Raw genomic sequence first — 12,784 nt, forward strand, 5'->3', positions numbered from 1 at the left:
GAAACGCCCGCGTTACCGCGGGGCGACGGACATCACCATCCGCGTAACCGGGCGGTGATGTTGACTGTAGTGATGACAGCAGGCTTGAACGGGCCGATCGTCCCGCGCCGACTCGCCGGGCCACCGCCCGGGTGGTCGGAGCCGACCGACGTCGTCGTCGTCGGGTCCGGGGTGGCCGGGCTCACCGCCGCGCTGCACCTGCGCGAGGCCGGTCTCCACGTGACGGTGGTGACCAAGGTGAACATCGATGACGGGTCCACGCGATGGGCGCAGGGCGGGATCGCCGCCGTGCTCGACCCGCTCGACACGCCCGAGGCGCACGCGCAGGATACGCTGGTGGCGGGGGTCGGGCTGTGCGACCCGTTCGCGGTGGACGTGCTGGTGCGGGAGGGGCCCACGCGGGTCCGGGAGCTGATCCGGTGGGGGGCCGAGTTCGACCGGAACAACGACGGGTCGCTGATGCTGACCCGCGAGGGCGGCCACCATGCGAACCGGATCATTCACGCCGGTGGGGACGCGACAGGGGCCGAGGTGCAGCGGGCGCTGCACGACGCCGTCCACCGGGACCCCTGGATCCGGCTCATCGAGCACGCGCTCGTGCTCGACCTGCTGACCGACGCGAACGGGCGGGCCTGCGGGGTCACCCTGCACGTGCTCGGGGAAGGGGCCGAGGACGGCGTCGGCGCCGTGCAGGCGCGGGCGGTCGTGCTGGCCACCGGCGGGATGGGGCAGATCTTCGCGGCCACCACCAACCCGATCGTCTCCACCGGCGACGGCGTCGCGCTCGCGCTGCGGGCCGGGGCCCGGGTCACCGATCTGGAGTTCGTGCAGTTCCACCCGACGGCGCTCGCGCTCGGCAACCACGACTCGCAGCAGCCGCTTGTCAGTGAGGCGCTGCGGGGCGAGGGGGCCTACCTGCGCGACGGCGACGGCAACCGCTTCATGGTCGGGCGCCACGAGCTGGCCGAGCTCGCCCCGCGCGATGTGGTCGCCAAGGGCATCTACCGGGTCATGCGCGCCGAAGGCACCGACAACGTCTGGCTCGACGCGCGGCACCTGGGCGGGGAGTTCCTCGAGGGGCGCTTCCCGACGATCGTCGCCTCCTGCCGCGCGGCCGGCGTCGACCCCGTCACCGACCTGATCCCGGTCTCGCCGGCCGCGCACTACGCGTCCGGTGGCGTGCGCACGGACCTGCACGGACGCACCTCGATCCCCGGCCTGTACGCCTGCGGCGAGGTTGCCTGCACCGGCGTCCACGGCGCCAACCGCCTGGCCTCCAACTCGCTGCTGGAGGGCCTCGTCTTCGCCCGCCGGATCGCCGAGGACATCGCCCGCGGGCTGCCCGAGCAGACCGAGCCGGTCCGCGTCGACCTGCCGTCCTGGTCGGCCGACCCGGCGATCCGCCCGCAGCTGCAGGCCGCGATGTCGGCCCACGCCTCCGTCCTGCGCAGCGCCGACTCGCTCGACCAGGCCGCGCAGGCACTCACCAAGCTCTCGCTCGATCGGGCCGCCGCCAACGTGGCCGCGTGGGAGGCGAGCAACCTGCTCACCGTCGCCAGTGCCCTGGTCGCGGCCGCAATGCAGCGGCAGGAGACCCGGGGCTGCCACTGGCGGGAGGACTTTCCCGACGCCAGCGACGTCTACCGGGGGCACTTCCTCGCCGCTCTCGACGACGCCGGCGCGCTCACGGAAACCTGGGAGGACGTGTGAAGCTGCAAACCGAGGCCGAGCTGCGCAAGGTGGGCCTCGATCCGGTGGCCGTGGCCGACATCGTCGAGCGCACCCTGACCGAGGACCTCGGGCCGGACCGGCTCGACGTCACGAGCGTCGCCACCATCCCCGAGGCGCAGCTCGACGACGCTGACATCGTGGCCCGCGCGGACGGGGTCGTGGCGGGGCTCTGGGTCGCCGTCGCGGTGTTCGAGGCGTGCTCCGGCGGTACCACCGCAGAAGTCAAGAAGCGCGACGGCGAACGGGTCGTGCGCGGCGACGTGCTCGCGACGATCCACGGGCCCACCCGGGCGCTGCTGACGGCCGAGCGCTCGGCGTTGAACCTGCTGTGCCGCATGTCCGGGGTCGCCACCCACACCCGCCGCTGGGCGGACCTGCTGGAGGGCACCAAGGCGCTCGTCCTGGACACCCGTAAGACCACGCCGGGGCTGCGGATCCTGGAGAAGTACGCGGTCCGGGCGGGCGGCGGCACCAACAAGCGCATGGGCCTCTACGACGTCGCCATGATCAAGGACAACCACAAGCTGGCCGCGGGCGGCATCACGGCCGCCTACCAGCGGGTGCGGGCCGCATTCCCGGAGGTCCCGGTCCAGGTCGAGGTCACCACCGTCGGCGAGGCCGTCGAGGCGGTCACCGCGGGCGCCACGTTCCTGCTGCTCGACAACATGAAGCCGGACGCGCTCCGCGAGGTCGTCAGCGCGGTCGGCGGCCGGGCCGAGCTCGAGGCCACGGGCAACCTGACCCTCGCGACGGCGGCCGAATACGCGGCGACCGGCGTCGACTACCTCTCCGTCGGCGGCCTCACGCACTCCTCGCCGATCCTGGACATCGCCATGGACCTGCGCCTGCACTAGCGGGGCGGAAAGGCCGTCGTCACGAACTGGTCGATGCGGTTGTACTGCCAGCCGGTGGGCACGATCCGCCGGCACGGCTCCTGGCCACCCACGCAGACAACCGCATCGACCGACGCGACGTCCCCGGGTGGATGGCCCGGCACATTGGACTGCAGCTCGATGAGTTGCCGGTCCCGCAGTTCGATCTGCAGGGGGTACTCCCACAGGTCCCCGTCCATCACCAGCCCGACCCGCTCGGCGCCGGCCGCGCGCACCTGCTCGATCGCGGTGCGGTATCCGGCGGCCTGGTCGGGCATCCGGGCGAAGCGCTGCTGCCACGCGTCGAGCTCGAACACCGAGCCCGGCCCGACGAGCCGGCGGGGCTGGCCGTAGTAGACGGCGACGTACCCGTGCGCGGCCCCGGCCAGCATGACGACGGCCACGAGCGCGGCCAGCGACCGTCTGAGCCACGCCCGGCCGACCCGCACCGCCCGCTCCAGCATGTATCCGGCAAGCGGCGTGGCGAGGCCGAACGCGGGCAGGATGAGGCGGTTGCCCCAGTACTGCCACTTGACGATCGCGGCCGTGGTGAGCAGCGCCCCGAGGACCAGCAGCGCATAGCCCCGGGTCCGGCGCCAGGCCAGGCCGAGCGCGGTGGCCAGCAGGACCAGGGCGGACTGGACCGGGTAGGGGGAGCGGTCCTCGTCGGGCTTCCACCGGTCGCCGGGGAAGATGCTGCGCCACTGGGTGATGCCCGGGTCGTTCGGGTTCACGCCGACCGCGTCGGCCACCCCGACGACTGTGCCGCTGATCGCCTCGTTTATCGCCTCCACCGGGCTGAGCAGCGTCGACGCGCCGAGCCGCAAGCCGTTGACGAGGATCGCCGGCGGGTCGTGGCGGGTGGTGGAGAGGGCCTCGCGATACTCCGGCGGGCCGAACGGCGAGCCGAACGCCTCCTGGACCCGCAGCAGTGACGGCCCGGCCAGCGCGATACAGGCGAGGATGACGGCGCTGGTGCCGTACACGAGCGGCAGGAGGCGTTTTGTCCGGATCTGCTGGACGGCCCAGTAGGCCAGCACGGGCAGCAGGGCCATGACGCCGGTGGACTTCGTCACCATGACGAGGCCCGAGGCGCCGGCCAGGGTCAGCGGGCCGGCCCACCTCGTCGGCCGGTCCCGGGCGTCGAGGGCGACGGTCGCGGCGCAGGCGACCCAGGCGGTGACGATCAGGTCGTTCTGGGTGCTCGTGGACTCCAGCACGATCGCGGGGGCGGTGAGGAACACGGCCGCGGCCAGCCACTGCCCGAGCCGCCCGGCGCCGAGCTGACGGGCGCACCGGGCCACGGCCAGCGCGCCGAGCAGCCCGGCGGCCCACTGCAGCAGGTTGAACGGGCCGTCGCCGCCGGTGAGCAGGCGCAGGTGGAGCAGGAGCAGTTCGGCGCCGGGCACCAGGATGATCTGCTGGGTCTGCACGGTGGCGAAGTTGTCGAGGTTGCCGTTGGCCACCCAGTGCTCGATCTTCGCGAGGTGGTAGCTGTTGGAGTCGAAGTTGTTCGGCGCACTGGCCACGGCGAGCACGAGCTCGCTGACCACGAGCAGCCCGACGACCACCGCAGCGACCGCGACGGCCCGGTCGGCCCGGTTGAGCGATGGCCACCCGCCCGCCAGCCGTTCGCGCAGGCGCGCGGCCGACAGCCCGGGCCGCGAGCGCCAGGCCAGACAGCCGGTACCGAGGGCGCTCAGGAGCCAGAAGAGCGCGAACGGTACCGGCGACACCCAGTTGAACAGCGACAACACCTCGGCGCCGACGACCGCCCCCGCGGCGACGGCGACTGACGCGCGGACGACGGCCAGGGTGCGGTCGGCCTCGGCCCGCGGGCGGAGGGCGACCGCCGCGAACACCAGCGTGGCCACCGGCAGCAGCGCGAGCAGTGCCCGGGCGTTCGGGATCATTGGCACGCGATCGTAATTGAACTGTCGTTGGTTAGGCTTCCGGGGTGCTGCTCTGCATCGACATCGGGAACACCAACACGGTGCTCGCCACGTTCGAGGGCGAGAAGATCGTCCACTCGTGGCGGATCAAGACGGACGCCCGCGACACCGCCGACGAGCTCGGCCTGCTGTACCGGGGTCTGCTGGCCACCGACGCGGTGTCGCTGACGGGGATCGCGGCCTGCTCGACGGTGCCCGCCGCCCTGCGCTCGCTGCGCACGATGCTGCAGCGCTACTACGGCAACGTGCCGACAGTGGTCGTGGAGCCCGGCGTGCGCACCGGCGTCCAGCTGGCCATCGACAACCCCAAAGAGGTCGGCACCGACCGGGTGGCCAACACGCTGGCGGCCTACACGCTCTACGGCGGGCCCTCGATCGTCGTCGACTTCGGCACCTCGACCAACTTCGACGTCGTGTCGGCCCGCGGGGAGTTCCTCGGCGGCGTGCTGGCGCCCGGCATCGAGATCTCGGTCGACGCACTCGCCGCCCGCGCGGCGCAGCTGCGCAAGATCGAGCTGGTCAAGCCGCCCCGGGTGATCGGCAAGAACACGGTGGAGTGCCTGCAGTCCGGCGTCGTCTACGGGTTCGCCGGGCAGGTCGACGGGGTCGTCCGCGGGGTGACCGCGGAGCTCGGCGGGGAGGTCAAGGCCGTCGTCGCGACCGGCGGCCTCGCCCCCATCGTGATCGGAGAGTGTCAGAGTGTCACCCATCACGAGCCGATGCTCACGCTTATCGGCCTCCGCCTGATCTTCGAGCGCAATACCTAGAGCTTCCTCGTCCTGTACGCGTACGTCACGTAAGGCAGCTCGAAGCGCTCCTGCGCGCCGAAGGTCCGCCCGGCCAGCTCCCGGACCTGCTGCTCCAGTGCCACCCGCGTGTCGGCGTCCGCCACCAGGTAGAAGGAGCGGGAGCGGATCAGCTCCACCAGCGAGTCGATGGTGTGCGGCGTGCTCCAGGAGAAGAGCTTCAGTTCGGGGGTACCGAACAGCGGCCCGAACTGTTCAGCCGGCAACGAGCGCTCGTCGATCGCCGCCCGTGCGCGGTTGCCGTCGAAGACCTCGGACAGGGCGGCCACCCACGGCACCGACTCGTCGCGCACGTTCCAGATCGGCACGAAGCAGCCGCCGCGCTCCAGCACCCGGGCGATCTCGGTGTGGGCGGGCTCACCGGCGAACCAGTGATACGCCTGGCCGGCGGTGACCACCTCCTGACTTTCCGCATCGACCGGAATGTCGGTGGCGCTGCCGGCCCGGGCGTCGCCGTCGATCTGGCGGCGCATTTCGTCGTCGGGTTCCACGGCGATGACCCGGTGGCCGAGTTCGCGCAGCTGACGGGTCAGAATGCCGGTGCCGGCACCCAGGTCGACAATGCGCCGCGAGGGCTCTCCGACGGCCCACCGCAGGGCGTCGAGTGGATAGCGCGGCCGGATTCGGTCGTAGAGGTCGGCGGCCGCCCCGAAGGAAGACGCGTGTTTGCTGAAGTCCACGCCGCCAACCGTACGCCGCGGGGCATTCTCGGGCGTCGCGATGTTGGTGATCACACATAGCAATGCGACCGACACGGATCTGTACGGGCGGCATTGCTTCAGGGCTATTTTTGAACTCGCACGTGCAGGTCGCACCGCCGTCCGGACCTCGTGCATCGCGCCCGGATCCGGCCGGTCAGGGGCACCGGCGAATCGGTTGACGTTTGCTTCAGTGAAACGAACCCTTTGGCCTTGGTGCGAGTGACCGGTTTTGGCGTACCGTTGACGCGGCGCGGCCTTACTACGTTATCTTTGCATTCGCACAACGCGGGGCGGACTTCCTCGAAGGGAATACGACAGTGGCCAAGCGGACCATCCATGTGCTGGTCGACGACCTCGACGGCGGAGAAGCCGATGAGACGGTGAAGTTCGCGCTCGACGGCGTGCAGTACGAGATCGACCTGTCCAAGAAGAACGCAACGAAGCTGCGCGATGCGTTCAAGCCCTTCCTGGCCGCCGGCACCAAGGTCGGGCGGGGTGGCGTGGTGGTCGGTGGGCGTGCGGCGAGCGCGCGCGGCCGGGGCGGCGCGGCGGCCGATCGCGAGCAGAACAAGGCGATTCGGGAATGGGCACAGAACAAGGGCATCAAGGTGTCCGACCGTGGTCGCATCAAGCAGGAAATCGTCGACCGTTTTAACGCCGAGGCGGGCCGATAGCGCGCGTTGACCGTTTCGTAGGGGAAGCGGACCGCCCGCGAAGTTTGTTCGGACACGTACGATTCCAGAGACTTCAGACACCCACCGTAGCTGTTCGGTTACGGTGGGTGTGGCGTATCCGGGGCCCAGATTTCGCTCTTGGCGTACGCGACGGGATGCAGGAACAGGCGGCCGGGTGGGACCGTTGAGCGAAACACCGGGTACACGACGTTCCCGGCGGGTAGTCAGCGACGGACCGGGGACGCCGGCGACGGTTCGCGGGGAGCGGCAACGCCGCACACCCCGCAATGAGTCGGCCCTCGGCGATAGAGTGATGGCACGGTCACGTTGGCGTCCGACAGAGCTTCGGCGTGGCGACCCTCTGAAACAGGGTTCCGCGAGAAGCGGCGGCGACGGACACGGCACGTGAGGAGCAGGGATGTTCGAGCGGTTCACCGACCGAGCACGAAGGGTTGTCGTCCTGGCGCAGGAAGAGGCCCGGATGCTCAACCACAACTACATCGGCACCGAGCACATCCTGCTCGGCCTCATCCACGAGGGTGAGGGCGTGGCGGCCAAGGCGCTCGAGAGCCTCGGCATCTCGCTGGAGGGTGTTCGCCAGCAGGTCGAGGAGATCATCGGCCAGGGCCAGCAGGCGCCGAGCGGGCACATCCCGTTCACGCCACGCGCCAAGAAGGTGCTGGAGCTGTCGTTGCGGGAAGCCCTGCAGCTCGGGCACAACTACATCGGCACCGAGCACATCCTCCTCGGCCTGATCCGAGAGGGTGAGGGCGTCGCCGCCCAGGTGCTGGTCAAGCTGGGCGCCGACCTCAACCGGGTCCGCCAGCAGGTCATTCAGCTGCTCTCCGGCTACCAGGGCAAGGAGCCGGCCGCGGCCGGCACCGGCGCCCCCGGCGAGGCGGCCCCGTCCACGAGCCTGGTGCTCGACCAGTTCGGTCGTAACCTCACCCAGGCCGCGCGCGAGGGCAAGCTCGACCCGGTCATCGGCCGGGAGAAGGAAATCGAGCGGGTCATGCAGGTGCTGTCCCGCCGCACCAAGAACAACCCCGTCCTCATCGGCGAGCCCGGCGTCGGCAAGACCGCCGTGGTCGAGGGGTTGTCCCAGCGGATCGTCAAGGGCGAGGTGCCCGAGACCCTCAAGGACAAGCAGCTCTACACCCTCGACCTGGGTGCGCTTGTCGCCGGCTCCCGCTACCGCGGTGACTTCGAGGAGCGCCTGAAGAAGGTGCTCAAGGAGATCCGCACCCGCGGCGACATCATCCTGTTCATCGACGAGATCCACACCCTCGTCGGGGCGGGCGCGGCCGAGGGCGCGATCGACGCGGCGAGCATCCTCAAGCCGATGCTGGCCCGTGGCGAGCTGCAGACGATCGGCGCGACCACGCTCGACGAATACCGCAAGCACCTCGAGAAGGACGCCGCCCTCGAGCGGCGCTTCCAGCCGATCCAGGTGGGTGAGCCGTCCCTGGCCCACACCATCGAGATCCTCAAGGGCCTGCGGGACCGCTACGAGGCGCACCACCGGGTGACGATCACCGACGCCGCCCTGGTGGCCGCGGCGACCCTCGCCGACCGCTACATCTCCGACCGCTACCTGCCGGACAAGGCGATCGACCTGATCGACGAGGCCGGGGCCCGGATGCGCATCCGCCGGATGACCGCACCGCCGGACCTGCGCGACTTCGACGAGCGCATCGCCCAGGTCCGCCGGGACAAGGAGTCCGCGATCGACGCGCAGGACTTCGAGCGGGCCGCGCAGCTGCGCGACAAGGAGAAGCAGCTGCTGGGCCAGAAGGCGCAGCGGGAGAAGGAGTGGAAGGCCGGCGACCTGGACGTCGTGTCCGAGGTCGACGACGAGCAGATCGCCGAGGTCCTGGCCAACTGGACAGGCATCCCGGTCTACAAGCTGACCGAGGAGGAGACGGCCCGCCTGCTCCGCATGGAGGACGAGCTGCACAAGCGCCTCGTCGGCCAGGAGGATGCGGTCCGCGCGGTCTCCAAGGCGATCCGGCGCACCCGGGCCGGCCTGAAGGACCCGAAGCGCCCGTCCGGCTCGTTCATCTTCGCCGGCCCGTCCGGCGTCGGGAAGACGGAGCTGTCCAAGGCGCTCGCCGAGTTCCTCTTCGGCTCCGAGGACGCGCTCATCCAGCTCGACATGTCCGAGTTCCACGACCGTTACACGGTGTCGCGCCTCGTCGGTGCGCCTCCCGGATACGTGGGCTACGACGAGGGCGGCCAGCTGACCGAGAAGGTCCGCCGGCGTCCGTTCTCGGTGGTGCTGTTCGACGAGATCGAGAAGGCCCACCCGGACGTGTTCAACACCCTCCTGCAGATCCTGGAGGACGGCCGGCTCACCGACGGTCAGGGCCGCATCGTGGACTTCAAGAACACGGTGATCATCCTGACCACCAACCTGGGCACCCGTGACGTGGCCAAGGCCGTGTCCCTGGGCTTCCAGGCGTCGGAGGACAACGAGTCGAACTACGAGCGGATGAAGCAGAAGGTCAACGACGAGCTGAAGCAGCACTTCCGTCCGGAGTTCCTCAACCGTATCGACGACACGATCGTCTTCCACCAGCTCATGCAGGACCAGATCCTCGGCATCGTCGACCTGATGATCGCCCGGATCGAGACCCAGCTGCGCAACAAGGACATGGGTCTGGAGCTGACGGACAACGCCAAGAAGTTCCTGGCCAACAAGGGCTACGACCCGGTGCTGGGCGCGCGGCCGCTGCGCCGCACGATCCAGCGCGAGATCGAGGACGCCCTGTCCGAGCGCATCCTGTTCAACGAGCTGCGCCCGGGCCAGATCGTGGTCATCGACTGCGAGGGTGACCCGGCCCAGTTCGAGAAGGCCAAGCTGGTCTTCAGCGGTGCCGAGCAGCCGGACGCGGTTCCGGACGCGGTCCCGGCCGAGCTGGCCGGCGGCGCTTCTTCGGACGACGCCTCGGCCTGACCGGAGCGTTTGAGCGGTTTCCAGGGGCCGCGTGACGGGTTTCCGTCACGCGGCCCCTGCCTTTTTGTCAGTTTTGAGAGTCGTACTCGGGACTCGGCATGCTTCACGCCCGTCCGCGCCGGGTATGTTGCGCGGCGTGAGCAAGGGGCGGGTTCCGTTCGGGTCCGGACGACTTAGGCGGCGGGCGGCCGCCCGGCCCATCGCGCGGCCCGGGCTGCTGGCCCGGCTGGACGCGGCCCCGGGGATCGTGGTGCTGGCCGGCGGGGCCGGAGCCGGCAAGAGCACCCTGCTGGACGCCTGGAGCGGCGCCACGGCCGACGACGTCACCGCCGCGGACGTTGACGACATCCTCCGCCGTCACCACGGGCAGAAGCTGGTGCTCGCCACCGTGGAAGACCTCGCCATCCCGGGCAGCGTGCAGGTCCGCGCGGATGAGCTCGCGTTCGCCGAGGACGAGACCTACCAGGTGCTGGCGGCCGCCTTCGCCGACGCGGAGGCGGCCGATGTCCTCGCGCCGGATCTGCACCTGCTGACGAACGGGTGGCCGGGCCTCGTCGCGCTGACCGCCGTCTGGCTGGCCCAGCATCCGGCGCACGAGCGGCGCGCGCGGCTGCTGACGCTGGCGCGCTGCGAGGCGGAGCTCGCCGACTATCTGGTGCCGGCCGTGGTCGCCGGCCTGTCCGGCGCCGAGCGCGAACTGGTGCGGCGGCTGGCGCATCTGCCGGGAATCGACGCGCGCCTGGCGGATCGGCTCGACATCACCGAGGACCTGCGGGCGATTCCACCTTTTGTGCAGCAACTGTTGCGGCGGCCCGGCTGGTTCGTTGTTCCAGAGGGATGGAAGGCGGCGCTCAGGGCAGAGTTGCCCTTGAGCGCCGCCGAATACTCCCGATTACATGACGCGTACTTCGCCTAGCCGGACGCCGCACCGGCCGCAGTCCGCCCGGCCGGACGCGGCACTGGTTTTCAGCCGGCCGGCAGGTAGTCCACGAGCAGGGCTGGGGTCAGGCCGGCGGCCGAGATGGCCTGGAGCGCCGCGATGAAGTCGTCGACGAAACGGTCCCGGAAGTGCATGAGGATGATGTCGCCCTTCTGTACCGTCTTGCCCTCCTGGTAGCGGACGATCCCCTTGTCGACCGTCTCCTTCCAGAAGAACCCCGCCTGCAGCCCGCAGTCGTGCGCGACCTTCAGCGTCGTCGCGTCCTTGTCGCCGAACGGCGGGCGGAACAGCTTCGGGCGCTCGCCGTACATGGTCTTGAGCTGGTCGGCCGAGCCGCAGATCTCGTGCTTCTGGAAGTCGTACGACTTGCCTTTGAGGCTCGGGTGCGTCAGCGTGTGCGCCTCGATGTCGGCGCCCGCGTCGCGCAGCTGCTTGAAGTAGCCGGGGTTGTCCTTGATGGCGTTGATGGTCAGGAACAGCGTGACCTTCACACCCGACTCGCGCAGCAGCTCCAGGGCCTCCGGGCGCTTGACCCAGCCGTCGTCGATGGTCAGGAACGCCACCGGCTGCTCGGTCGGGATGCGCGAGAAGTACGGCGCGCCCGCCCCCTCCGGCAGGCCGATCTTCACCGGCGCCGGCGGCGGCCCGAACTTCGGCAGCCGCGCGGTGTAGGCGTTCCCGGCCGGCGGCGGGGCCGTCGTGGCGGTCGCGGTCGCGCTGGGCTGGCCCGCATTCGTCGCGGTCACCACGGGCGTGGCGGTCCCGGCGTCGGCGGGGTCATCGTCCCCGGGGGCGTCCGATCCACCCGTGCCGGCCGAGGCCGACGGGGCAGCGGCGCCGTTGAACTGGGCGTGGCCGGGTCCGGCCTTGTCGTCGCAGGCGGCAACCGCGACGGCGAGCACGGTGACCGCGCCGATCATCGCGGCGAGGCGACGGACGGTAGAAAGCACGAAGCTGAGACTAGCGTCGGAATTCCCTTGAAGTACCACCCCTTTGGGGCATCCGCTCCGGTGAATAACGACACCCGGACGGCCTGCAACCTAACCCCGCAGCCTGTACGTCTCCTCCGGAGTCGTCTTCAGCGGTGCCGCCGGCCCGCGCGTCGGAATTCCGACCCGGCGCACCGCGCGCCGGAACCCGGCCGGTGCCTTCGCTCTGCGCCTCAGCCGGGCAGCGTGTAGGTGTCGTGTCGCTGGTTCACCAGGCCGTCGGTGAGCAGGCCGGCGAGGGCGCGGCGGCGCTGGTCCGCGTCGGGCCAGACCGCGTCCAGGCGCTCGGCGGGCACCGGGTCGTCGCTCGCCCGCAGGACGGCCATGAGGAGTCCGCGGACGTAGCGATCGGTGCCGTGGTACTGCTGCGTGCGCTTGGCCGAGTCGGACGGCGGGAAGCCGGCCCGGCGCCAGGCGCAGACGTCGGCGAGCGGGCACTCCGGGCAGCGCGGGGCGCGGGAGGTGCAGATGAGCGCGCCGAGCTCCATGAAAGCGATCGACGCCCGGGCCGCCTCCTCGTGGTCCTCCGGGAGCAGGACCTCGACCGCGCGCAGGTCGGCCGGGGTGGTGTTGGCGCCGCCGTCCGCGGTGCCGGCGACGGAGCGGGCCACGACCCGGCGCACGTTGGTGTCGACGACCGGGTGGCGCTGGCGGAACGCGAACGCGGCGACCGCCCGAGCCGTGTAGATGCCGATGCCGGGCAGGGCGAGCAGCGCCTCGACGTCATCGGGCACCACCCCGTCGTGGCGCTCCACGATCGCCGCCGCGCACGCGTGCAGCCGCAGGGCCCGGCGCGGATAGCCGAGCCGGTCCCAGGCCCGGATGGCCTCGCCGGGCGGGTCGGCCGCCAGGTGCGCCGGCGTCGGCCAGCGCTCCATCCACCGCTTCCAGGCCGGCTCGACCCGGGAGACCTGCGTCTGCTGGAGCATGACCTCGGAGACGAGCACGCTCCACGGCGACGCGTCGGGCCGGCGCCAGGGAAGGTCCCGGGCGTTCTCGTCGTACCACCGCATGAGTGTCCGGGCGATGTCCCCGGGCCCGCCGTCCGCGCCGGCCGTCGTGGGCCTTTCACGGGCGGTGTCGTCGGCCGCGCCGGCCCTGGTGGCACCCTTCGCCGCTCGGCGGCGGGTGACGGGCGCGGCCGAGGGGGCGGGCGCGACAGT

General features: G+C 71.0%; 10 protein-coding genes. 6 read left to right on the plus strand and 4 right to left on the minus strand.

All coding sequences use genetic code 11. The features are described from left to right. Positions 1–72: 72 nt before the first annotated feature. On the plus strand, positions 73–1,710 hold the full coding sequence (locus Dvina_RS01175) for an L-aspartate oxidase (RefSeq protein ID WP_223100524.1): 1,638 nt from the start codon (positions 73–75) through the stop codon (positions 1,708–1,710). Beyond that, positions 1,707–2,585, plus strand: a complete 879-nt coding sequence (gene nadC, locus Dvina_RS01180) for a carboxylating nicotinate-nucleotide diphosphorylase (protein ID WP_223100525.1) — start codon at positions 1,707–1,709, stop codon at positions 2,583–2,585. Before Dvina_RS01175 ends, nadC begins: the two co-directional genes overlap by 4 nt. On the opposite strand, the gene Dvina_RS01185 is transcribed toward nadC, so the two are convergent. Further along, on the minus strand, positions 2,582–4,516 hold the full coding sequence (locus tag Dvina_RS01185) for a hypothetical protein (protein WP_223100526.1): 1,935 nt from the start codon (positions 4,514–4,516) through the stop codon (positions 2,582–2,584). The genes nadC and Dvina_RS01185 overlap by 4 nt on opposite strands. A 44-nt stretch (positions 4,517–4,560) precedes the next feature. On the opposite strand from Dvina_RS01185, the gene Dvina_RS01190 reads away from it, so the two are divergent. Then, the gene (locus Dvina_RS01190; protein ID WP_223100527.1) at positions 4,561–5,322 is read left to right on the plus strand and encodes a type III pantothenate kinase; all 762 of its coding nucleotides are present in this window, start codon (positions 4,561–4,563) and stop codon (positions 5,320–5,322) included. On the opposite strand, the gene Dvina_RS01195 is transcribed toward Dvina_RS01190, so the two are convergent. Further along, complete coding sequence (locus Dvina_RS01195; protein ID WP_223100528.1) at positions 5,319–6,041, minus strand: class I SAM-dependent methyltransferase; 723 nt, start codon at positions 6,039–6,041, stop codon at positions 5,319–5,321. The genes Dvina_RS01190 and Dvina_RS01195 overlap by 4 nt on opposite strands. A gap of 338 nt (positions 6,042–6,379) precedes the next feature. Here Dvina_RS01195 and Dvina_RS01200 point away from each other — a divergent pair, with 338 nt between their 5' ends. The 3 genes from Dvina_RS01200 to Dvina_RS01210 all read left to right on the plus strand — a co-directional run bounded on the left by Dvina_RS01200 (position 6,380) and on the right by Dvina_RS01210 (position 10,608). Continuing rightward, positions 6,380–6,736: a histone-like nucleoid-structuring protein Lsr2 gene (locus Dvina_RS01200; protein ID WP_223100529.1), complete on the plus strand. Its 357-nt coding sequence runs from the start codon at positions 6,380–6,382 to the stop codon at positions 6,734–6,736. A 418-nt stretch (positions 6,737–7,154) separates the two neighbouring features. Further along, complete coding sequence (locus Dvina_RS01205; RefSeq protein WP_223100530.1) at positions 7,155–9,692, plus strand: ATP-dependent Clp protease ATP-binding subunit; 2,538 nt, start codon at positions 7,155–7,157, stop codon at positions 9,690–9,692. A 136-nt stretch (positions 9,693–9,828) separates the two neighbouring features. After that, on the plus strand, positions 9,829–10,608 hold the full coding sequence (locus Dvina_RS01210) for a hypothetical protein (protein WP_223100531.1): 780 nt from the start codon (positions 9,829–9,831) through the stop codon (positions 10,606–10,608). 50 nt (positions 10,609–10,658) lie between these two features. Here Dvina_RS01210 and Dvina_RS01215 read toward each other — a convergent pair whose 3' ends face one another. Together Dvina_RS01215 and Dvina_RS01220 are read right to left on the minus strand one after the other, a co-directional pair. Beyond that, a complete protein-coding gene (locus Dvina_RS01215) occupies positions 10,659–11,582 on the minus strand; it encodes a polysaccharide deacetylase family protein (protein ID WP_246655951.1) in 924 nt (307 codons plus the stop codon). 212 nt (positions 11,583–11,794) lie between these two features. Continuing rightward, positions 11,795–12,634: an HhH-GPD family protein gene (locus Dvina_RS01220; RefSeq protein ID WP_223105247.1), complete on the minus strand. Its 840-nt coding sequence runs from the start codon at positions 12,632–12,634 to the stop codon at positions 11,795–11,797. Between the last annotated feature and the right edge of the window lie 150 nt (positions 12,635–12,784).

Origin of the sequence: Dactylosporangium vinaceum (assembly GCF_019904175.1) — a bacterium.
Classification (GTDB): Bacteria; Actinomycetota; Actinomycetes; order Mycobacteriales; family Micromonosporaceae; genus Dactylosporangium; species Dactylosporangium vinaceum.